Source organism: Bradyrhizobium zhengyangense (assembly GCF_022012435.1).
Taxonomy (GTDB): domain Bacteria; phylum Pseudomonadota; class Alphaproteobacteria; order Rhizobiales; family Xanthobacteraceae; genus Bradyrhizobium; species Bradyrhizobium zhengyangense.
Genome location: NZ_JAKLUA010000005.1, coordinates 180,885 through 201,047, shown reverse-complemented (window position 1 = coordinate 201,047; position 20,163 = coordinate 180,885). Strand labels below are relative to the sequence as shown.

The following is a 20,163-nucleotide window of genomic DNA, read 5'->3' as shown; positions in this document are numbered from 1 at the left end:
TCGAGAGTCAAGGCGTCATGCGTCAACGGTTCCGTCCTGTCCGGCTTCTTGCGTCAGCCTCGCTGATCGCGCTGGTGGCCGCCAGCCTCGGCGGCTGCACGGCAATGTCCAAGCTTTCCGACGTCACCGGCTCGATCGGGCCGAAGGCGGAGGCTGCTGCGCCGGCCGATCCTGCGCGCGCCGTCGAGGTCTATGGCGAGCGCTATCGTGCCAATCCGAAGGATGCCGACACGGCGCTGGCCTATGGCCAGGCGCTGCGCGCCAACGGCCAGCACGCCCAGGCCGCGGCCGTGCTGGAACAGGCGACTCTCGCCAATCCCGGCAACAAGGCGCTGCTGGCGCAATACGGTCGCGCGCTCTCCGACGTCGGCAATTTCCAGCAGGCCTTCGACGTGCTGTCGAAGGCACATTCGCCCGACAATCCGGACTGGCGCCTGCTCTCGGTGCAGGGCACCTGCCTCGACCAGCTGGGCCGTCACGACGAGGCGCGCGCCTATTATGCGAGCGCGCTCAAAATCGCGCCTGACGATCCCGGCGTGCTCTCCAATCTCGGCCTGTCCTACATGCTGTCGCGCGATCTGCCCAAGGCGGAGGAGGCGCTGCGGCAGGCTTATGCCTCGCCGCGGGCGAGTTCGCGGGTGCGGCAGAATCTCGGCCTGGTGGTCGGCCTCCAGGGCCGCTTCGCGGAAGCCGAGACCATCGTGAAGGCGGACCTGCCGCCGGACCAGGCCGCGGCCAATGTCGCCTATCTGAAGGAGATGCTGAGGCGCAACGACAATCCGCGCGGCGCGCCGAAGCGGACGCCGGTCGCTTCCCTCAGCCAGCCCGGCTGATTCGCCGCCTTTGGCGCGATGATGTGAATTTCATCCGATAATTCAGACGTTTGCCGCAACCCGCATGCCACCGAGCCGGCGATTGGCCGGCTACTGTGCATGGGGTTGTTTTCGCAGTTTTGTTTCCGCGTCAGTGCAATTCGGAGATCTTGATGCCGGTCGGTCCGAGAATGACGACGAACAGCACCGGCAGGAAGAACAGGATCATCGGCACCGTCAGTTTCGGCGGCAGCGCGGCGGCCTTCTTCTCGGCTTCGTTCATGCGCATGTCGCGGTTTTCCTGCGCCATGACGCGCAGGGATTGCCCGAGCGGGGTGCCGTAGCGTTCCGCCTGCTGAAGCGCCAGACAGACCGACTTGACGCCTTCCAGCCCGGTGCGCTTGGCCAGGTTTTCGTAGGCGACCTTGCGGTCCTGCAAATAGGACAGCTCGGCCGTGGTCAGGGTGAACTCCTCGGACAGCGCGATCGACTGGCCCACGATTTCGGTGGCGACCTTGCGAAACGCCATTTCCACCGACATGCCGGATTCGATACAGATCAGCAGCAGGTCGAGCGCATCGGGAAAGGCGCGCTTGATCGAGAGCTGGCGCTTGGAGATCGCATTCTTCAGGAACAGCATTGGCGCCTGGAGGCCGAGATAGGCCGCGCCGACGCAGATGCCGATCTTGATCGGCATCGGGCGGTCCATATGGGCGATCAGGAAGACATAGACGATCGAGCCGACGAACAGCACGATAGGGGCGACCAGGCGGGCGAACAGGAACGTGACATAGGGCGCATGGCCGCGATAGCCGGCCATGATCAGCTTGTCGCGCGCGGCCTCCTGCGCCAGCCATTTGGTGAGATTGAAATCCTCGACCACCTTCGAGACGAGCTGCTTGGGGGTCTGGCGTAGCGAGACCTTCTCGCTCTTGTTGAGGCGTTCGCGCTCGCGCTGCCGGATGCGCTCGCGTTCGCTCGCCACCGCCTTCATGCGCTTGGCAAGGCCCTCGCCGGCGAACATCGGCATCACCAGCGTGTAAACGGTGGCGCTGGCAGCGATGGCTGCCAGGAGCATGGTCATGAAGTGGGCGTCATGCAGTTTCGTAACGAGGAACTCGACCATGCGGCACCGTTAGAAATCGAAGTTGATCATCTTCTTCATCACCATGATGCCGACAGACATCCAGACGACGCAGCCGACCAGCATGAGCTGGCCGGTGGGATGGGTCCACAGCAGGGAGATGTAACCGGGGGTCGTGAGGTAGACGAGGAACATCACGATCGGCGGCAGCGAGCCGATGATGCCGGCCGAGGCCTTGGCCTCCATCGACATCGCCTGGATCTTTTCCTTCATCTTCTTGCGGTCGCGCAGCACCTTGGAGAGGTTGCCCAGCGCTTCGGAGAGGTTGCCGCCCGACTTCTGCTGGATCGACACCACGATGCCGAAGAAGTTGGCCTCCGGCAGCGGCATGCGATCGTAGAGCCGCGAGCAGGCCTCGCCGAGCGGCATGCCGATCGCCTGTGTCTCGATGATGGCCAGGAACTCGCTGCGTAGCGGCTCCGGCGCGTCAGCCGCGACGACCTTGATGGACTCGAACAGCGGCAGTCCGGCCTTGATGCCGCGGACGATGACGTCGACGGCGTCGGGAAGCGCCGCCAGGAACTTGTTCTCGCGACGCTTCTTCAGGAAGCCCAGCGCCCAGCGCGGCAGGCCCAAGCCGCCGGCAAAGGCAAGTCCGGCCGCGCCGAGCAGGCCGCCGCCACCAAACAGCGCGCCGAAGAAAAACACACCCGCCACGACGCCGGATACGATCCAGAATTTCTGTGTGGTCCAGTCGAGCCCCGCCTGCGACAGGCGAATGTTGAGCGGGACGCTCTTCTCCTGCGCCCGCCTCGCCTCGAGGTCCTTGAGCGAGCTCTCGACCTGCTCGCGGCGTGAGCGCTGGCTCTTCTCCGCCTGCTTGGCAGCGGGCGCATCGGCGCGCGCGATCGAGGCGCGCCGACCTTCGGCCTTTCGCTCGCCAGACAGCAGCGGATAGAGGAAGACCCAGGCGATGCCGCCGACAGCGGCGGTGGCGAGGAAGGCGAGGGCGAGGACCTGAATGTTCATGGCTGCGCCGGCCTGCTCACGTGTTCGGTTTCTTTTCCGCGGCGTCGAGCGCAGCGGCAAGGCGTTTCTCTTCGCCGTAGTAGCGGGCGCGTTCCCAGAATTTCGGGCGACCAATGCCGGTCGAGCGATGCTGGCCAATGATCTTGCCGTTGGCGTCCTCGCCGATCAGGTCGTAGAGGAAGATGTCCTGGGTGATGATGGTGTCGCCTTCCATGCCCATCACCTCGGTGATGTGGGTGATGCGGCGCGAGCCGTCGCGCAGACGCGCGGCCTGGACGATGACGTCGATCGAGGCGCAGATCATCTCGCGGATCGTCCGCGACGGCAGCGAAAAGCCGCCCATCGTGATCATGGATTCGCAGCGTGACAGCGCTTCGCGGGGATTGTTGGCGTGCAGCGTTCCCATCGAGCCGTCGTGGCCGGTGTTCATGGCCTGGAGGAGGTCGAAGGCCTCCGGGCCGCGGACTTCGCCGACGATGATGCGTTCGGGCCGCATACGCAGGCAGTTTCGCACCAGCTCACGCATCGTGACCTGGCCTTCGCCCTCGATGTTGGGCGGGCGGGTTTCGAGCCGCACCACATGGGGCTGCTGCAGTTGCAGTTCGGCCGCGTCCTCGCAGGTGATGACGCGCTCGTCATGCTCGATGTAGTTGGTGAGACAGTTGAGCAGGGTGGTCTTGCCCGAGCCGGTACCGCCCGAGATCAGCACGTTGCAGCGGACGCGCCCGATGATCTGGAGGATCTCCGCGCCCTCAGGCGAGATCGCGCCGAATTTGACCAGCTGATCCAGCGTCAGCTTGTCCTTCTTGAACTTGCGGATGGTGAGCGCGGGGCCGTCGATTGCGAGCGGCGGCACGATGGCGTTGACGCGGGAGCCGTCGGCAAGGCGCGCGTCGCAGATCGGCGAGGATTCGTCGACGCGCCGGCCGACCTGGCTGACGATGCGTTGGCAGATGTTGAGGAGCTGCTGGTTGTCGCGGAAGCGGATACCGGTCCGCTGGATCTTGCCGCTGACTTCGATGAAGACCGTACCGGCGCCGTTCACCATGATGTCGGCGATGTCGTCGCGGGCGAGCAGCGGCTCGAGCGGGCCGTAGCCGAGCACGTCGTTGCAGATGTCGTCGAGCAGCTCTTCCTGTTCGGCGATCGACATCACGATGTTCTTGATCGCGATGATCTCGTTGACGATGTCGCGGATTTCCTCACGCGCCGATTCGGAATCGAGCTTGGCGAGCTGGGCGAGGTCGATGGCCTCGATCAGCGCGCCAAAGATGGTCGCCTTGACTTCGTAATAATTGTCCGAGCGGCGGGTTTCCATCACCGGCGGAGGCCGGGAGGGGGCGAGCGGCGGGGACGCGACCACCGGCGGGGGCGGCGCGCGCGACACCGTCGGCGCCGGAGCCGAGGCAGGCTCTGGCGACACGGCGCCGGGCTTGGGAGCCCGAAAGTCGGTGTCTGTTCCGCTACGCTTACCGAACACTTAACAACTCCATGCGGCGGCTTATCTTCCCCGCAACTTCTCAATCAGCGGTGAAAGCAAGGACGACTTTTGTTTCTTCGTCTCGCTCCGGCCGGTCAGGCGCTGGGCGATCTGGAGGAACATCTCGATAGACTTATGGTTCGCGGAGATTTCCGCGATCATCTGGCCGTTGTTGGCGGCTGCGCCGAAGATTTGCGGCTCGAACGGGATCGAGACGACCGGCTGGCTCTCGATCGCCTTGGCGAATTCGGTGGCGGCGATCTCCGGCCGCTTGGGAACGCCGACCTGGTTGAGGCAGTACAGCGGCGGGCGGTCGTTGGGACGGGCGGCCTTCAAGAGATCGAACAGGTTCTTGGTATTGCGCAGATTGGCGAGATCGGGCGCCGCCACGATCAGGATGTCATCGGCGCCGATGAGGGCGCGCTTGGTCCAGCCCGACCATTGATGCGGGATGTCCAGCACGATGCAGGGCATGGTCGAGCGCAGCGTGTCGAACACGGCGTCGAAAGCGTCGGTGCCGAAATCATAGACCCGGTCGAGCGTCGCCGGCGCCGCCAGCAGGCTGAGATGGTCCGTGCATTTCGACAGCAGGCGGTCGATGAAGGCGGTATCGACGCGATCCGGCGAGAACACGGCATCCGCGATGCCCTGCGGCGGATCCTGGTTATAGTCGAGCCCGGCTGTGCCGAAAGCAAGGTCGAGATCGGCGACCACGGCGTCCATCGCGAGGTCGCGAGCGATGGCCCAGGCGACGTTGTGGGAAATGGTGGAGGCGCCGACGCCGCCCTTGGCGCCGACCACGGCGATGATGCGGCCGACCGCCTTGGCTTCCGGCGCCGAGAACAGATTGCAGATCGAGCGCACGACGTCGATCGCGCCGACCGGCGCGAGCACGTAGTCGCTGACGCCGCGGCGCACCAGCTCGCGATAGAGCATGACGTCGTTGATGCGGCCGATGACGACGACGCGGGTACCGGCGTCGCAGACGGTGGCGAGCTGGTCCAGCCCGGCCAACAGATCGTTGCGGGCGTCGCTCTCGAGCACAATTACATTCGGCGTGGGTGCCGAGCGGTAAGCTTCGATTGCAGCCGCCATACCGCCCATCTGGATCTTCAGATGGGCCTTGCCGAGGCGGCGATCCTCGCCGGCCGATTGCACGGCTGCGGCGGTCTCGACGGTTTCGCAAAAGGCCTGGACCGAGACGCGCGGCGCAGGCGCAATATGCTCCTCGACCGGCGGTGGGATCTCCGGCTGCTCTTCCTGAGTCTGGCGCGCGTAGTTGATCATTTGCCGGTGTCGCTGAGTTTGGCCTTTTCGGCCTCGGGATAGGAGATCGCCGTCGGCGTGCCCTTGCGGTATTTCTCGAAGGCGGCAGTGCGTCGCGCGGTGTAAACAGGAGTTTCAGGCCGCGGCTGCTCGAGGTCCGACGGATTGTCGACCATGGCCGCCATGTTGCGCTGATAGGCGCAGCCGAAATTGTAATAGTCCTTGTTCTCGAACCAGCTCTTGTTCTTCATCGAGGGGCCGATGTCCTCTGGCCAAAGGCCACACGGGCCTGCGACCGCCGCAACCTTCGAATAAGTCAGTCGGATCGGCGGCAGGAAGCGCTTGTCTTCGGGCTGGTAGGGGCGGGCGATGATGCCGCGCGGGGGGACGCCCCCGGCCGCCAGCATCGCCTGAATCTCACGCATGGATTCTGCGACCGGGCGCGCATTGGGCGTTCCCGTGGGCACGTCGATATGAATGGCGCCGGTACCCTCGTGCATCCAGGTCGACGCCAGGCCCATCACGTCGGCGCGCTGGGCCGCGGTCAAGCCGCCGCGGGCGTGACCGACGAAAACGACGATCGAGCGGTTCTGCTCCTCGATCGCGATAGGGTGACGTTGCTTGTAGTCGTCGGGAATGGACGCCGTTGCCACCTCGTCATGCTGGCAGCCGCCGAGCGCAAGCGCGATACCGACGAGCACGCCGCCGAGGCCGGCGGTGCGGCGGCGGTTCTGGGGTCGTGTTGTGATCATGACTTAAGTCCCCGTTCCGCCTCAGTCGGTGATGAAGCCGTAAGTGCCGCGGTAGTTCTTGGCCGGCTCGGTCCGGCCCGGCACGCCATAGATGCGGTTGATATTGCCGATCAACTCGGCCTGCGGATCGGCTGGCGCCGAGAAACCGTCATCCGGCCGCGAGAGGTCTTTTGGCGACGTCGCGCGCACGATGTAGGGCGTCACGATCACGACCAGCTCGGTCGAGTTGTTGACGAAGTCGCGGCTGCGGAACAGCGTGCCGAGAATTGGCAGCTGCATCAAACCGGGCAATCCGCTGACCGCCTGCTTGGTCTGCTGCTGAATCAGGCCGGCCATCGCCATGGCGCCGCCGGAGGGAATTTCGAGCGAGGTCTCGGCGCGGCGGGTCCTGATCGAGGGGACGGTCACCGAGTTCACCGAGGTCGAGGTGACGGCCTGCGACAGCGTGATCGCGTTGTCGTTGGAGAGTTCCGACACCTCGGTCATCACCCGCAGGCTGATCTTGCCTTCGGTCAGCACCACGGGCGTGAAATTGAGCGAGATGCCGAACTTCTTGAAGCTGATCTGGGTGGTACAGACATGCGTGGTGGGATCGCAAGCATAGCCTGCCGGCACCGGGAATTCGCCGCCGGCGATGAACGTCGCGGACTCGCCGGAGATCGCGGTCAGGTTCGGCTCGGCCAGCGTACGGATCACGCCTGCGGTTTCCATCGCACGCAGGGTGGCCTGCACGGAGGGGCCTCCGCCGAACTTTGCGCTCAGGCTGTTGCCGTCCACGAGATTGTGGCCAAGCGCGGTGAACGGGTTCGAGTTGGTGAAGCTCACCACCGAGGTGCCGTAGTTGAGGTTCGCGGTGAGATCGATGCCGAGCTGCTTGACGATGGTTCGCGCGACTTCCGCAACGGTCACCTTCAGCATGACTTGGTCGCGGCCGCGGACAATGATTGAGTTCACCACCTTGTCGGCGCCCCCGGCAAGGCGCGCGGCGAGGTCGTTGGCCTGCTGTGCTTCGACCGGGTTGGCCGCGGAGCCGCTCAGGACCACGCCGTCGCCGAGGCCGTCGATCTGGATGTCGGAATTGGGCAGGATCTGCTTCAGCGCTGCGCGTACGCCGTTAAGGTCGCGCTTGACCGCGATGTCATAGGCGGCGATCTGCTGACCGGCGGAATCGAAGAACACGATGTTGGTCTGGCCGACCGTGGCGCCGATGATGTAGGCGCGCTGGGACGAGCGGACCACCGCATTGGCGATCTTGGGATCAGCGACGAGCACGTCCTTGATGTCGCGGGGCAGGTCGATCACGATCGACTTGCCGACGCCGAGCGAAAGGAAGCGCGCGTTCATCTGGTCATCGGCCGCAACCTGTGCCGCCGGACGGTAGTCCGCGGCGATCACGGGCGTCAGCGCGGGGTTGAGCGTCAGCGCGAGAGCGGCCGAGAACGACAGGGCGCGGACCATGGAGGTCCGCATCGTCGCCAGATTTGCCCTGCATTTCATATCGACTGTCCTCATCGTGCCTTCGCAGCCTGACTTTGAATGCCGTAGCGAATGATCGAAACGCCGTCGCGCTGCTGCGCGGATTCATCAAGCGTGATCTCGGTCGTCTTGACGTCGGCAATGCTGCGCAGCGCCAGCGACAGTGTCCCGGCCTGGCGTCCGGAGGACAGCACCTTGGTCTGCGCGGAATCGAGTTCCAGGGTCACGGTCTTGCCGACCACCGCGTTCTGGCCGTCTTTCTCCTTCGGCGCCTGGTCAATGGCCAGCACGCGGACATTGGTCAGGAGGATCTCGGACGTGACGATGTCCTGTCCGCCCGGGTCCGGGTTCTTGAGGCGGCGCGTGAGCAGCACGTCAACGCGATCGTTGGGCAGGATGAAGCCGCCGGCGCCGGTCTCCGGTGAGATTTCGGTCGAGATGGCGCGCATGCCGGTCGGCAGGATCGCAGCCATGAAGCCGGAACCATCGGCTTTGACCAGCTTCTGGTCGCGGATCGGTTCACCCTGGATGAAAGGGGCGCGCGCAATCGAACCAGTGACTTGGGTCGCGCCGTCGGGGCGCTCGTTGCGGCGAATGAAAGTGGCGCTGGCGGTCGCCGTCGGCCAAGTCTGCCACTGCACGTCGTCCGGCTTCAGGGTCTGTCCGAGGCCGATGTCGTTCTTGGCGACCAATACGTCGGTGGTGGGAAGCTGCGCGACCGGAGCCGCCGGAGGCGGGGCAGAGTCCGAGCCGCTCGCCAGGTACGCAGCGATGCCGCCGGCGCAGATGGCGACCGTCAGGACGACTATGCGTGCCCTATTCATACGCTTCACTTTCCACAAAACGCTGCGACGCTGCCGCCGCCGTAATCGGCAGTTGACCAGCTATTCGTCAAAGCATGGTTAATGAGGCGTATCTAAATCGCCTTAACGCCGGGTTATCGCGGCGTTCAGCGCAGTGCGAGGTGAGCGAGGTCGATCGCTCTCACCCATTCGGTCTCGGGGTAGACCAACAGCGCGCCAAGCGCGAGCGCGATGCCGTAGGGAATGCCGGTCTGCTTGTCGTGGAGCCGTGCGAGCCAGGCCTGGCCGGCAAGTCCGTAAGGGAGTGGCCATTGCCGGAACTGAAGCAGGAGCAGTGTCAGCGCCCCGCCGAACAGCGAGGCGTAGAGCAGGAAGTCCATCAATTGGGCGAAGCCGAACCACAGCGCCACGGCAGCTGCGACCTTGGCATCGCCCCCGCCCATCCAGCCCAACGCAAAGCAGGTAAACGCCACGACGAGGAGCAGCGCGCCGGCGCCGACATGGCTCAGCATCTCGTAAGGTGCCATGCCACCGGCGAAGGCGAGCATGAAGAAGCCCGCGACCAGCGTCAGCGACACCCGGTTCGAGATCGTCATCGTGAAAAGATCGCTGGCGGCCGCGAACGCCATCAGGGCCGGGAAGAGCAGGAGGCGCGCGAGGTCGAGTGTCATGGGCTGCGTCTGGAGGCCTGGGTCCTTCGCCGGATCGGGCGTCGGCGCATGCTAAAAGGCAGTGTTAAACAAACCGACAACAGGCGCGGAAGCCTCGGAACGACAACCGCGTGCCGGCGGTCTCACCATATGCTGGCGACGCGCATCGCCAGCATGACCGTGGCGAGCAGCAGTGCAAGGCAGACCCAATAGGCCGAGGCATCGCCGCGCGCCGTGCCCGTCTCGGTCGCCGCAATTGCGGCATCGGTTCTGTGTTTACGCAACGCCACTGGAACTCGCCGTGTCCTTAAAAAACAAAGGCCCCGGAAGACCGGGGCTTTTGCCGTCGTTCGTCGCTCGGCTTACTTCAGCGAGGTGCTGATCGAGCCGAACTTGGTGTTCAGCGTGCTGCCGAGGTTGTTGACGACGGTGATGATGGCCAGCGCGATGCCGGCGGCGATCAGACCGTATTCGATGGCGGTGGCGCCGGATTCATCCTTGGCGAAACGCGCAATCAGGTTCTTCATGAACTAAACTCCATCTGGTTGAGGTCGCCTCGTTCGGCGCTGTCTTGACGCACCGACCATGTGAGCCGAGCTCTTTCGGCGGGGTTAATTCAATCGCTCAAACCCGTCGCGTGCGCGATGCTTTTGGCCAGAGTGAATTTCACCTTAAGGCGCTCGCTGTAATTCGTTCCAGTTCCGAACGCGGCGTCAACTTCACCCTCCTTTAAATTTCGCGGCGTAGTCATAAGTGGATCAGCAGCCCGGAAGAGACGCGATGATGTCGAGCCTGCCCATGCAAGTCGCCTTGATGCTCGGCGAGACCATAGAGAAGGTGATCCCGGTCACCTTCATGCTCGCGGTGGTCTTCACGGTGCTCGAGCATTTCTGGGCGTGCAATCCCGGTCCGGCATGGTGGCGCAAGCGCGAGATCGTGACCGATATCTGCTACTGGTTCTTCGTTCCGGTGTTCGCCCGCACTATGCGGATTGGTCTCCTGATCGTCACCGCCGGCGTCGTCTTCAACATCCACGATGCGGACGAACTGATCGCCTTCTACGACAACGGCCACGGCCCGCTGTCGCAACTGCCGCTCTGGCTGCAGGGCGTGCTGTTCCTGGTCGCGTCCGACTTCATGCTGTACTGGCTGCACCGGCTGTTTCATGACGGTGGGTTCTGGAAATACCATGCGATCCACCACTCCTCGGAAGAAATCAGCTGGATTTCGGCGGCCCGCTTTCATCCGGTGAATCTGATGCTCGGAACGATCGGCGTCGACGTTGTGCTGCTGATGGCCGGCATATCGCCGAACGTGATGATCTGGGTCGGCCCGTTCACGACCTTCCACTCGGCCTTCGTGCACGCCAATCTGAACTGGACCTTCGGTCCGTTCCGATACGTGCTGGCGACGCCGGTGTTCCACCGCTGGCACCATACGGCGCTCGAAGAGGGCGGTGACACTAATTTTGCCGGCACCTTCCCGATCTGGGACGTGCTGTTCGGCACCTTCCGCATGCCGAAGGGCGAGCTCCCGCAGGATTATGGCAAGGACGAAGCGACCATGCCGAAGGAGATCGCCGGCCAGCTCGCCTATCCGTTCCGCCACTAGGCTGGCGATAAAACGCAAGTCCGTTAGAACAATAGTCGGCGAATTTGCGGAACGTTCACGAATTACAGGCAGGTTAACCGGGTCGGGCGCCGGCTCCGCTCTCTGATCGATTCTGCCGGTTTGTGACGTCCCGGGGTAAGAGTATGCGTAAAGAGTTTCTGCGCCGCCATGCGCGCGTCTGTTTCCTGGCTGCGGCTGCGATGCTGGCATCGCCGGCGATCGGCCTCGCCGAGCCCACCGTCGACACCATCGCCGTCAATGTCGACCAGGCCAAGCTGGTGCGCTTGCCCGGCAAGGTCGCCACGATCGTGGTCGGCAATCCCCTGATCGCCGACGTGACGCTGCAGGCTGGCGGGATGATCGTGGTAACCGGTAAGGGTTACGGCGCCACCAACTTCATCGCCCTCGATCGCGGCGGCGAGATCTTGGTCGACCGGCAGATCCAGGTCGAAGGCCCGAGCGACCGGCTCGTCACCGTCTATCGCGGGATCGAGCGGGAGTCCTATAGCTGCATGCCGCTCTGCCAGCGCCGCGTCACGCTCGGCGACAGCGACCAATACTTCAACACCACGATGAACCAGGCCGGCACGCTGAGCAGCAATGCCAGCGGAAACGCCAGCGCGGCTGCGGCTGCCAAGACAAATTAACAAGACGACCTAATACGGCGACTGACACCACGGACGGGACCATCCGGTCCCGCCCGCCGTCGTCGGCGACGTACTTTCTGCTTTCCCCCTCTCCGCGCTCCCGGCGTGGTTAACCAGATGTTAACGACCCGGTCCCGTTCGGCTCGAATATCAGAAACATTTAGACAATCAGCTTCCGATATTGATCGAAGCGGTTGATCGCTGCCGCCGGGGAATTCAACGCGATGCCATCGCCCGTAGCTTCGAGATTCGCGTTCCGGACTGCACTGCGACGGTTTCGCGGCAACCGCGGTGGATCGGCGGCGGTCGAGTTCGCGCTGATCGCACCGATCTTCTTCGGGCTGCTGTTTGCCATCATCGAGGCGGCGCTGGTGTTCTTCTCGAGCCAAGTGCTCGAGACCATCACGCAGAATTCCGCGCGCGTGGTGCTGACCGGTCAGGCGCAGTCGGGTTCGGTGGCGCCTGCGCGGTGAGCGGCGTCGCTTCGCCTTGCACGCAGGCGACGTTCAAGACCTACGTCTGCAGCCAGATCCCGGCGCTGTTCGACTGCAACAGCCTGTATGTCGACGTCACGAGCTCCTCGTCCTTCTCGGCGGTAACGCTGCCGACGCATCTCGATGCGGCGTGCAATTTCGACACCAACATGAGCTACAGCGCCGGCAACGCCGGCGATATCGTGGTGGTCCGGCTGTTCTATCAGTGGCCGCTGTTCGTGACCGGGCTCAGCTACAACATCGGCTGCGGCGGCACGAAGAAGCGGCTGCTCGTGGCAACCGCCGCGTTCAAGAACGAGCCTTACTAGGACAACGGATCGGGCAGGGCGATGCGGGCGATTGCAGGATTCTGGCGGACGGCCCGCTTCTCCGCGTACGAATTCCTGGTCGACGGCAGAGGTCTTGCCGCGACCGAATTCGCGGTGATCGTTCCGCTGATGCTGGTAATGCTCTTCGGTACCGTCGAATTCTCGTCAGCCATAGCGATCGATCGCAAGGTGACGCTGATGGCGCGGACGCTGTCGGACCTCACCTCGCAGTCGACGACTGTCGCCGACACCGACATGACCAATTTCTTCGCGGCCTCGACCGCTATCATGACGCCTTATGACGCGACTCCCGTGTCCGCGACGATCACCGAACTGTACGTGGATTCGACGCAGACGGCGCATGTGCAGTGGAGCAAGGGGTCGGCTCCGCGGGCGCAGAGATTCACCGTCTCGATTCCCACGACACTCGCGATCGCCGGCACCTATCTGATCTTCGGCGAGGTCAGCTACACCTACACGCCGTCGGTCGGCTACGTGCTCAAGAATTTGATCACCCTGAGCGACGTCGCCTACACGCGCCCGCGGCGGTCCGCCTGCGTCTATTACAGCCCGGACACGTCCTGCACGACCTATTGAGCTCATCTGTTCTTCGGGCATGAAAAAAGGCCGTGCAGTCCGCACGGCCTTTTCCGTTGTTTGCTTGCGTTCAAGCTGATCCGGTAGCGCGCCCCTCAGGGCACGCGTTGGATGTCAGCCTGCATCGCGGAGATTGTCGGCAGCCGACTTGCCGGACCGGCGATCGGCGACGATCTCGTAGGAGACCTTCTGGCCTTCGCGCAGCGAGCCGAGGCCGGCACGCTCGACGGCGCTGATGTGAACGAACACGTCCTTGCCGCCGTCGTCGGGCTGGATGAAGCCATAGCCCTTGGTCGCGTTAAACCACTTCACGGTTCCCATGCTCACGGGGGTAGTCCCTTCTCAGATACACAATGGTCGAGCCCGCTCACGCAGGCAGGTTAGATCGAATTTTTGGAAGGGTCGTCAGCGTGTCTGAACCGGCTGTACCGGTGGATGCTAATGTCGTCCGGCCGAAAATCGATTAATTCATTTTATTGGAATCAAGGCCTCAAAACAATCCGGACGTGCACGATTTTTTGATCCGCCGTGATGTCCACGGCGGATCAGCATACAGGTCAGCATTTTAATTCCGCGCCCAGGCGGGCGAGGCCGATCAGCGGCGGCGGAACTGGCCGCCGCGCTGGGGGCCGCCGCGCGGCGGTCCACCGGCGGTTGCCGGCCGTTCGTCCTTGTGGCGGAAAATCAGCCGGCCCTTTTCGAGGTCGTAGGGCGACATTTCCACCGTCACGCGGTCGCCCGCCAGCGTCTTGATGCGGTTCTTCTTCATCTTGCCGGCAGTGTAGGCGACGATCTCGTGCCCGGCGTCGAGCTGCACGCGGTAGCGCGCGTCGGGGAGGATTTCGGTGACCAGTCCTTCGAACTGGATCAGCTCTTCCTTAGCCATGAATTTCTCCAGGTCGTGGACGGCTAGTGCGAATGGGGTTTGCGGTTCGGGTGGCCGTTCGGCCGACTCTCACGGCGCAAAAAGGCCACGCCTTGTATCCCATCGGACGCTCCCGCGCTATGCGCGGAACGCTGTTCCGGGCGTTCGTTTGGCGAAGAATGCACCTTACCACCGGAGCGGCGACGGCGGGACCCCTTCGAGCCGTTTCCGGGCCTTCCGTCCACATGCCGCGCCTCGCCGTGACGGCCTTCGCCGGGCCGCCCGTCGCTCGGCTTGCCGGAGCTGTGATGGCGTCCGTCGGCATGTCTCTCATCGCTACGCCGTCCGTCGCCATGCCGTGCGCCTTGCGGACGCTGGCCCGGGCGGCCGCCCGGCCGGCCCTGACGTTGTTGCTGGGGTGGAGGAGCGCCCGCGTCGCGGCGGCCGGCATCTGTGCGGAGATCCTCGCGCGGCAGCGCCACCTTGATCAGCCGTTCGATGTCACGGAGATAGCTGAGTTCCTCGCCGCCGGCGACCAGCGAGATCGCGGTGCCGTCGGCGCCGGCGCGCGCGGTGCGGCCGATCCGGTGCACATAGGTCTCCGGGACGTTGGGCAGGTCGTAGTTGATGACGTGGCTGATGCCATCGACGTCGATGCCGCGAGCGGCGATGTCGGTGGCGACCAGGGTGCGGATTTCGCCGGAGCGGAACTGCGCGAGCGTGCGCTCGCGATGGTTCTGCGACTTGTTGCCATGGATGGCGCTGGCGGGGATGCCGGCCCGCTCCAATGTCTTCACCACCTTGTCGGCGCCGTGCTTGGTGCGGGTAAAGACCAGCGCGCGGTTGATCGGCTCGTCCTTCAGCAGCTTGGTCAGGAAGGTGGCCTTGGCCGAGAAATCGACCTGGATGATGCGCTGGTTGATGCGCTCGGCAGTCGAGGAGACCGGGGTCACAGCGACGCGCGCGGGATCACGCAGCATGGAATCGGCGAGCTCGGCGATGTCCTTCGGCATGGTGGCGGAGAAGAACAGCGTCTGCCGCTTGATCGGGAGTTTCGCAACGATTTTGCGGATGTCGTTGATGAAGCCCATGTCCAGCATGCGATCGGCTTCGTCGAGCACGAGGAACTCGACGCTGCCAAGCTTCAGTCCGTTGCTCTGCACGAGGTCGAGCAGGCGGCCTGGGGTGGCAACCAGCACGTCGACGCCCTGCATCAGGGCGCGGACCTGGCGGCCCATCGGCACGCCGCCGATGGCGAGCGTCGAGGACAGGCGGATGTGGCGGCCATAGGCGTTGAAGCTGTCGAGGATCTGCCCCGAAAGCTCGCGGGTGGGCGACAGCACCAGCACGCGGCAGGTCTTGGGCTGCGGCTTGATGCGGTTCTCGAGCAGGCGGTGCAGGATTGGCAGCGCGAAGGACGCGGTCTTGCCGGTGCCGGTCTGGGCGATGCCGACGACATCGCGGCCGGTCAGCGCCGTCGGGATCGTCTGGGCCTGGATGGGGGTGGGGGTGACGTAATTCTCTTCGGCGAGAGCACGTGCGATGGGTTCGGCGAGGCCGAAGTCCTGAAACGAAGTCAAAAGATGGGTTCTTTCCATGTCAAATGCGGTCGGCCCGACGCAATCAGCGGGGCGCGCGCATAAGGGTGTCGAGAAGACACCTGCGTGTTTGGGGTGTCGGATGGCTTGGATGATATGGGGCAAGCCAGAGGCCCGGAGGGGGCTTAAGAACACGCGGCTCGCAACGACCGCTCGATTCGCGAGCGATCTCGTCACCTATATGGAACATTGACGGGGCGCTTTCAAGGCGGACCGTCTACTGGCGTCGATTGCGGTGCAAAAATAGTTATGCCGGAATTTTAGCCAGCGGCCCTATCTTGCTCAAAAAATGGACTGATTGCCGCATAAGCATACATTTTATTCGCTCAAATTTTGAGCAGCCGGACTGCGGCTAAAGTTTGATTGCGGCAAAATTATCTAGACTGAGCAAACACTTGGCAGGTGCCCAAGCCATGGCACGGTTCTTGCGATTCCGTTAATCGCAGGCGGCCGTGGGGCCGTTTCGCAGCGTTTTTCACGTCTGCGTCAGGGAGATGATAGATCCATGCCTACCAAATCCATTCACGATATAGCGGCATCATTTAGCCGCCGCGGCGTGCTCGCCGCGACCACCGGACTGTTGCTCGGTCTGGCGTCCATTTCCGGCGCGAAGGCCGCGGACGACACCATCAAGGTCGGCGTCCTGCACTCCCTCTCCGGCACCATGGCCATCAGCGAAACCACGCTGAAGGACACCATCCTCTTCCTCATCGACGAGCAGAACAAGAAGGGCGGCGTGCTCGGCAAGAAGCTCGAGGCCGTCGTCGTCGATCCCGCCTCGAACTGGCCGCTGTTCGCCGAAAAGGCGCGCGAGCTGATCACCAAGGACAAGGTCGCGGTCGTGTTCGGCTGCTGGACCTCGGTGTCGCGCAAGTCGGTGCTCCCGGTATTCAAGGAGCTCAACAACATCCTGTTCTACCCCGTCCAGTACGAGGGTGAAGAGTCCGAGCGCAACGTGTTCTACACCGGTGCTGCGCCGAACCAGCAGGCGATCCCTGCCGTCGACTACCTGATGAAGGAAGAGAAGGTGAAGCGCTGGGTGCTCGCGGGCACCGACTACGTCTATCCGCGCACCACCAACAAGATCCTGGAAGCCTACCTGAAGTCGAAGGGTGTCGCCCAGGAAGACATCATGATCAACTACACGCCGTTCGGTCACTCCGACTGGCAGACGATCGTGGCCGACATCAAGAAGTTCGGCTCGGCCGGCAAGAAGACCGCGGTGGTCTCGACCATCAACGGCGACGCCAACGTCCCCTTCTACAAGGAGCTCGGCAACCAGGGCATCAAGGCGAAGGACATCCCGGTGGTCGCGTTCTCGGTGGGTGAAGAAGAGCTCGCCGGCATCGATACCAAGCCGCTGGTCGGCCATCTCGCCGCCTGGAACTACTTCGAGTCGATCAAGACCCCGGCGAACGAGAAGTTCATCAAGGACTGGCAGGCCTACACCAAAAACCCGAAGCGCACGACCAACGATCCGATGGAAGCCCACGTGATCGGCTTCAACATGTGGGTCAAGGCCGTCGAGAAGGTGAAGTCGACCGATCCGGACAAGGTGATCGACGCGCTTCCCGGCATCGAGGCTGCGAACCTGACTGGTGGCACCTCGAAGATGCTGCCGAACCACCACATCACCAAGCCGGTGTTCATCGGCGAGATCAAGGGCAACGGCCAGTTCGACGTGGTCTGGAAGACCCCGGGTCTCGTGGCGGGCGACGCCTGGTCGAAGGAGCTCGATGGCTCCAAGGACCTGATCGGCGACTGGGTCGGCAAGAAGTGCGGCAACTTCAACACCAAGACCAACAAGTGCCTCGGCTCCGGCTCCTGATCCGGATCTGACGTTCGACTGCACGACGGGAGAAGACGGTTATTCCGCCGTCTTCTCCCCACTTCTGCCGGGGTGATCCACAGTGCCAACCAAATTGTCCGCCCGTTTCTGCAGCTTTGTCCTTTCGCTGTTTCTGATCGCGTTCGCACTGCCGGCCTTTGCCGGTCCGTTCGAGGATGCGGTCGCCAAATTCGCAAACGACGATTTTTCCGACACGGATGAGGCAATCGGCGTGGTCGCAGGCAGCGGCAACAAGCTCGCCTTTCCGATCATCAGCGCGCTCCAGGACGGCCGTCTCATGGCCGATCCTGACACCAAGAAAGTTTACGTCACCGGCACCGACGGCAAGTCGATCGACGCCGCGACCGGCGAGGCCGTCGCTAGCGTGCCTGACAGCGCCAGCGCCGTCCGCCTCAACAACCGTCTGCGCCGCAGCGTCGATGCTGCGCTCGGCAGCCTGACGCTGCAGTCGCCCGATCTCGTTGCGCGCCTGCAGGCCGCGCAATCCGTATTCAAATCGCATGAAGAGACCGCGCTGGATCCGGTCGAAGGCGCGCTTGCCAAGGAAACCAATAAATCGGTCAAGACCGCACTCGGCGAAGCGCGTGCGGCGATCCTGCTGTTCAAGTCCGACGCGACCGAAGTGCAGAAGCTCGAGGCGGTCGCGACCATCAAGGCGCGTGGCGATCAGGACGCGCTGGCGCTGCTCTCCGACATCGGCACCGATCAGCCGGCCTCCGTCGCAAAGGCTGCGACGAGTGCGATCGGCTCGATCCAGAGCTCGCTGGCGGTCTGGTCTTCGGTGCAGAATGCCTGGTACGGGCTGTCGCTCGGCTCGGTGCTGCTGCTCGCCGCGATCGGGCTTGCCATCACCTTCGGCGTGATGGGCGTCATCAACATGGCCCATGGCGAGATGGTGATGATCGGCGCCTACACCACCTTCGTGGTGCAGGAGGTGATCCGCACACGCTATCCCGCTTTGTTCGACTATTCGCTGCTGATCGCCGTGCCGCTCGCCTTCCTCGTCGCCGGTGGCATCGGCGTGCTGATCGAGCGCAGCATCATCCGCTTCCTCTATGGCCGGCCGCTGGAGACGCTGCTCGCGACCTGGGGCCTGTCGCTGGTGCTGCAGCAGGCGGTGCGCACCATGTTCGGTCCGACCAACCGCGAGGTCGGCAATCCTTCCTGGATGAGCGGTGCGTTTGAGCTCGGCCAGATCACCATCACCTATAACCGGCTCTGGATCCTGTGCTTCACGCTGGCGGTATTCGTGATCCTGCTCGCAATGCTGCGCTACACGGCGCTGGGCCTCGAGATGCGTGCCGTGACGCAAAACAGGCGCATGGCGGCCTCGATGGGCATCGCCACGTCTCGCGTCGATGCGCTGACCTTCGGGCTCGGCTCGGGCATTGCCGGCATCGCCGGCGTTGCGCTGTCGCAGATCGACAATGTCAGTCCCAATCTCGGCCAGAGCTACATCATCGACAGTTTCATGGTCGTGGTGTTCGGAGGGGTCGGCAATCTCTGGGGCACACTGGTCGGCGCCTTCACGCTCGGCGTCGCCAACAAGTTCCTGGAGCCGGTCGCCGGCGCCGTGCTCGGCAAGATCGCGATCCTGGTCCTGATCATCCTGTTCATTCAAAAGCGGCCGCGCGGCCTGTTCGCGCTCAAGGGCCGTGCGGTGGAAGCATGACCCCTCACATGCTGACGCGATCGCTGGACCGCGGCGCGACCATATTCCTGTTGGTTGTTGCCGCGCTGGGCGTGCTGATCCCGCTGTCCAACCTGCTGCTGCCTGCAGGCTCGTTCCTGCAGGTGCCGACCTATCTGGTCGCGCTGTGGGGCAAATATGTCTGCTACGCCATCCTGGCGCTCTCGATCGACCTGATCTGGGGCTATTGCGGCATTCTCTCGCTCGGCCACGGCGCCTTCTTCGCGCTCGGCGGCTACGCCATGGGCATGTATCTGATGCGGCAGATCGGTACCCGCGGCGTCTACGGCAATCCGATCCTGCCCGACTTCATGGTGTTCCTGAACTACTCGAAGCTGCCCTGGACCTGGTACGGCTTCGACATGTTCTGGTTCGCCGCGCTGATGGTGCTGTTCGTGCCGGGCCTGCTCGCCTTCTGCTTCGGCTGGCTAGCCTTCCGCTCCCGCGTCACCGGCGTGTATCTGTCGATCATCACCCAGGCGATGACCTACGCGCTGCTGCTCGCCTTCTTCCGCAACGACTTTGGTTTTGGCGGCAATAACGGCCTGACCGACTTCAAGGACATTCTGGGCTTCAATGTCCAGGCCGAAGGCACCCGCGCGGCACTGTTCGCGCTGAGCTGTCTGGCGTTGATCCTCGCCTTCCTGATCTGCCGCTCGGTCGTGTCCTCCAAGCTCGGCAAGGTGTTGATTGCAATCCGCGACGCGGAATCGCGCAGCCGCTTCCTCGGCTACCGCGTCGAATCCTACAAGCTGTTCGTGTTCACGCTGTCGGCCTGCATGGCCGGCGTCGCCGGCGCGCTCTATGTGCCGCAGGTCGGCATCATCAATCCGAGCGAGTTCGCGCCGGGCAACTCGATCGAGGCGGTGATCTGGGTCGCGGTCGGTGGGCGCGGCACGCTGGTCGGTGCTGCGCTCGGTGCCATCGTCGTCAACTACGCCAAGACGTTCTTCACCTCAGGCGTGCTGGCGCCGTACTGGCTGTTCATGCTGGGCGCGCTGTTCATCCTGGTGACGCTGCTGTTGCCCAAGGGCATCGTCGGTACCTTCAGCGCCTGGCGGGAACAGGCGAGGGAGAGGCGCCCGGCCGCGACGACTGCGAGCGCGGCGGCCGAAGACGGCATCACCGAACCAAAGATGGCGGAGTAGCGGT

The 20,163-nt window shown here is 63.7% G+C and carries 20 protein-coding genes and 1 pseudogene; 8 read left to right on the top strand and 13 right to left on the bottom strand.

Annotated elements, in window-relative coordinates:
- Positions 1–17 precede the first annotated feature (17 nt).
- Positions 18–833, top strand: coding sequence for a tetratricopeptide repeat protein (locus L6637_RS18050; RefSeq protein ID WP_237863113.1), 816 nt, complete (start codon positions 18–20; stop codon positions 831–833).
- A 130-nt stretch (positions 834–963) separates the two neighbouring features.
- Here L6637_RS18050 and L6637_RS18045 read toward each other — a convergent pair whose 3' ends face one another.
- The 10 genes from L6637_RS18045 to L6637_RS18000 all read right to left on the bottom strand — a co-directional run bounded on the left by L6637_RS18045 (position 964) and on the right by L6637_RS18000 (position 9,879).
- Complete coding sequence (locus tag L6637_RS18045) at positions 964–1,938, bottom strand: type II secretion system F family protein (protein ID WP_237863112.1); 975 nt, start codon at positions 1,936–1,938, stop codon at positions 964–966.
- Between the two features lie 9 nt (positions 1,939–1,947).
- Entirely contained in the window at positions 1,948–2,925 is a 978-nt protein-coding gene (locus L6637_RS18040) for a type II secretion system F family protein (RefSeq protein WP_237863111.1), read from the bottom strand.
- A 16-nt stretch (positions 2,926–2,941) separates the two neighbouring features.
- Positions 2,942–4,405, bottom strand: coding sequence for a TadA family conjugal transfer-associated ATPase (locus L6637_RS18035; protein ID WP_237863110.1), 1,464 nt, complete (start codon positions 4,403–4,405; stop codon positions 2,942–2,944).
- Between the two features lie 21 nt (positions 4,406–4,426).
- Positions 4,427–5,692 (bottom strand): CpaE/TadZ family protein, encoded by a 1,266-nt coding sequence (locus L6637_RS18030; protein WP_237863109.1) that lies wholly within the window; start codon positions 5,690–5,692, stop codon positions 4,427–4,429.
- A complete protein-coding gene (locus tag L6637_RS18025) occupies positions 5,689–6,423 on the bottom strand; it encodes a CpaD family pilus assembly protein (protein ID WP_237863108.1) in 735 nt (244 codons plus the stop codon). The genes L6637_RS18030 and L6637_RS18025 overlap by 4 nt, the downstream gene beginning before the upstream one ends.
- 21 nt (positions 6,424–6,444) lie before the next feature.
- On the bottom strand, positions 6,445–7,920 hold the full coding sequence (locus tag L6637_RS18020) for a type II and III secretion system protein family protein (RefSeq protein WP_237863107.1): 1,476 nt from the start codon (positions 7,918–7,920) through the stop codon (positions 6,445–6,447).
- Between the two features lie 11 nt (positions 7,921–7,931).
- A complete protein-coding gene (gene cpaB / locus L6637_RS18015; protein ID WP_237863106.1) occupies positions 7,932–8,723 on the bottom strand; it encodes a Flp pilus assembly protein CpaB in 792 nt (263 codons plus the stop codon).
- Positions 8,724–8,848: 125 nt separating this feature from the next.
- Positions 8,849–9,373: an A24 family peptidase gene (locus tag L6637_RS18010; RefSeq protein WP_237863105.1), complete on the bottom strand. Its 525-nt coding sequence runs from the start codon at positions 9,371–9,373 to the stop codon at positions 8,849–8,851.
- A gap of 122 nt (positions 9,374–9,495) precedes the next feature.
- Positions 9,496–9,636, bottom strand: coding sequence for a hypothetical protein (locus tag L6637_RS18005; protein ID WP_237863370.1), 141 nt, complete (start codon positions 9,634–9,636; stop codon positions 9,496–9,498).
- A gap of 78 nt (positions 9,637–9,714) precedes the next feature.
- Positions 9,715–9,879, bottom strand: coding sequence for a Flp family type IVb pilin (locus L6637_RS18000; protein ID WP_129274995.1), 165 nt, complete (start codon positions 9,877–9,879; stop codon positions 9,715–9,717).
- Positions 9,880–10,135: 256 nt separating this feature from the next.
- Here L6637_RS18000 and L6637_RS17995 point away from each other — a divergent pair, with 256 nt between their 5' ends.
- The 4 genes and pseudogenes from L6637_RS17995 to L6637_RS17980 all read left to right on the top strand — a co-directional run bounded on the left by L6637_RS17995 (position 10,136) and on the right by L6637_RS17980 (position 13,009).
- Positions 10,136–10,963: a sterol desaturase family protein gene (locus L6637_RS17995; protein WP_237863104.1), complete on the top strand. Its 828-nt coding sequence runs from the start codon at positions 10,136–10,138 to the stop codon at positions 10,961–10,963.
- 143 nt (positions 10,964–11,106) lie between these two features.
- Positions 11,107–11,610 carry a pilus assembly protein N-terminal domain-containing protein gene (locus tag L6637_RS17990; RefSeq protein WP_237863103.1) on the top strand — a complete coding sequence of 168 codons (504 nt, stop codon included), beginning with the start codon at positions 11,107–11,109 and terminating at the stop codon, positions 11,608–11,610.
- Positions 11,611–11,834: 224 nt separating this feature from the next.
- Positions 11,835–12,412 (top strand): annotated as a pseudogene (locus tag L6637_RS17985) (TadE/TadG family type IV pilus assembly protein).
- Positions 12,413–12,433: 21 nt separating this feature from the next.
- A complete protein-coding gene (locus L6637_RS17980) occupies positions 12,434–13,009 on the top strand; it encodes a TadE/TadG family type IV pilus assembly protein (RefSeq protein ID WP_237863102.1) in 576 nt (191 codons plus the stop codon).
- Between the two features lie 114 nt (positions 13,010–13,123).
- On the opposite strand, the gene L6637_RS17975 is transcribed toward L6637_RS17980, so the two are convergent.
- From L6637_RS17975 to L6637_RS17965, 3 genes are all read right to left on the bottom strand, one after another.
- Complete coding sequence (locus tag L6637_RS17975; protein ID WP_057759442.1) at positions 13,124–13,336, bottom strand: cold-shock protein; 213 nt, start codon at positions 13,334–13,336, stop codon at positions 13,124–13,126.
- Positions 13,337–13,604: 268 nt separating this feature from the next.
- Positions 13,605–13,895: a translation initiation factor IF-1 gene (gene infA, locus L6637_RS17970; protein WP_008546913.1), complete on the bottom strand. Its 291-nt coding sequence runs from the start codon at positions 13,893–13,895 to the stop codon at positions 13,605–13,607.
- Positions 13,896–13,918: 23 nt separating this feature from the next.
- Entirely contained in the window at positions 13,919–15,472 is a 1,554-nt protein-coding gene (locus tag L6637_RS17965) for a DEAD/DEAH box helicase (protein WP_237863101.1), read from the bottom strand.
- 505 nt (positions 15,473–15,977) lie between these two features.
- On the opposite strand from L6637_RS17965, the gene urtA reads away from it, so the two are divergent.
- The 3 genes from urtA (at position 15,978) to urtC (ending at position 20,159) form a co-directional block, all read left to right on the top strand.
- A complete protein-coding gene (urtA, locus tag L6637_RS17960; protein WP_237863100.1) occupies positions 15,978–17,300 on the top strand; it encodes an urea ABC transporter substrate-binding protein in 1,323 nt (440 codons plus the stop codon).
- A gap of 82 nt (positions 17,301–17,382) precedes the next feature.
- Positions 17,383–18,993 carry an urea ABC transporter permease subunit UrtB gene (urtB, locus tag L6637_RS17955; protein WP_237863099.1) on the top strand — a complete coding sequence of 537 codons (1,611 nt, stop codon included), beginning with the start codon at positions 17,383–17,385 and terminating at the stop codon, positions 18,991–18,993.
- The gene (gene urtC / locus L6637_RS17950) at positions 18,990–20,159 is read left to right on the top strand and encodes an urea ABC transporter permease subunit UrtC (protein WP_237863098.1); all 1,170 of its coding nucleotides are present in this window, start codon (positions 18,990–18,992) and stop codon (positions 20,157–20,159) included. Before urtB ends, urtC begins: the two co-directional genes overlap by 4 nt.
- Positions 20,160–20,163: the final 4 nt, after the last annotated feature.

Coding starts and splice junctions, on each gene's coding strand:
- L6637_RS18020 (WP_237863107.1), bottom strand. CDS start 7,920: ATGAAATGCAGGGCAAATCTGGCGACGATGCGGACCTCCATGGTCCGC.
- L6637_RS18025 (WP_237863108.1), bottom strand. CDS start 6,423: ATGATCACAACACGACCCCAGAACCGCCGCCGCACCGCCGGCCTCGGC.
- urtC (WP_237863098.1), top strand. CDS start 18,990: ATGACCCCTCACATGCTGACGCGATCGCTGGACCGCGGCGCGACCATA.
- L6637_RS18050 (WP_237863113.1), top strand. CDS start 18: ATGCGTCAACGGTTCCGTCCTGTCCGGCTTCTTGCGTCAGCCTCGCTG.
- L6637_RS18045 (WP_237863112.1), bottom strand. CDS start 1,938: ATGGTCGAGTTCCTCGTTACGAAACTGCATGACGCCCACTTCATGACC.
- cpaB (WP_237863106.1), bottom strand. CDS start 8,723: ATGAATAGGGCACGCATAGTCGTCCTGACGGTCGCCATCTGCGCCGGC.
- L6637_RS17995 (WP_237863104.1), top strand. CDS start 10,136: ATGTCGAGCCTGCCCATGCAAGTCGCCTTGATGCTCGGCGAGACCATA.
- L6637_RS17965 (WP_237863101.1), bottom strand. CDS start 15,472: ATGGAAAGAACCCATCTTTTGACTTCGTTTCAGGACTTCGGCCTCGCC.
- L6637_RS17990 (WP_237863103.1), top strand. CDS start 11,107: ATGCGTAAAGAGTTTCTGCGCCGCCATGCGCGCGTCTGTTTCCTGGCT.
- L6637_RS18030 (WP_237863109.1), bottom strand. CDS start 5,692: ATGATCAACTACGCGCGCCAGACTCAGGAAGAGCAGCCGGAGATCCCA.
- L6637_RS18000 (WP_129274995.1), bottom strand. CDS start 9,879: ATGAAGAACCTGATTGCGCGTTTCGCCAAGGATGAATCCGGCGCCACC.
- infA (WP_008546913.1), bottom strand. CDS start 13,895: ATGGCTAAGGAAGAGCTGATCCAGTTCGAAGGACTGGTCACCGAAATC.
- L6637_RS18010 (WP_237863105.1), bottom strand. CDS start 9,373: ATGACACTCGACCTCGCGCGCCTCCTGCTCTTCCCGGCCCTGATGGCG.
- L6637_RS17980 (WP_237863102.1), top strand. CDS start 12,434: ATGCGGGCGATTGCAGGATTCTGGCGGACGGCCCGCTTCTCCGCGTAC.
- L6637_RS18040 (WP_237863111.1), bottom strand. CDS start 2,925: ATGAACATTCAGGTCCTCGCCCTCGCCTTCCTCGCCACCGCCGCTGTC.
- urtA (WP_237863100.1), top strand. CDS start 15,978: ATGCCTACCAAATCCATTCACGATATAGCGGCATCATTTAGCCGCCGC.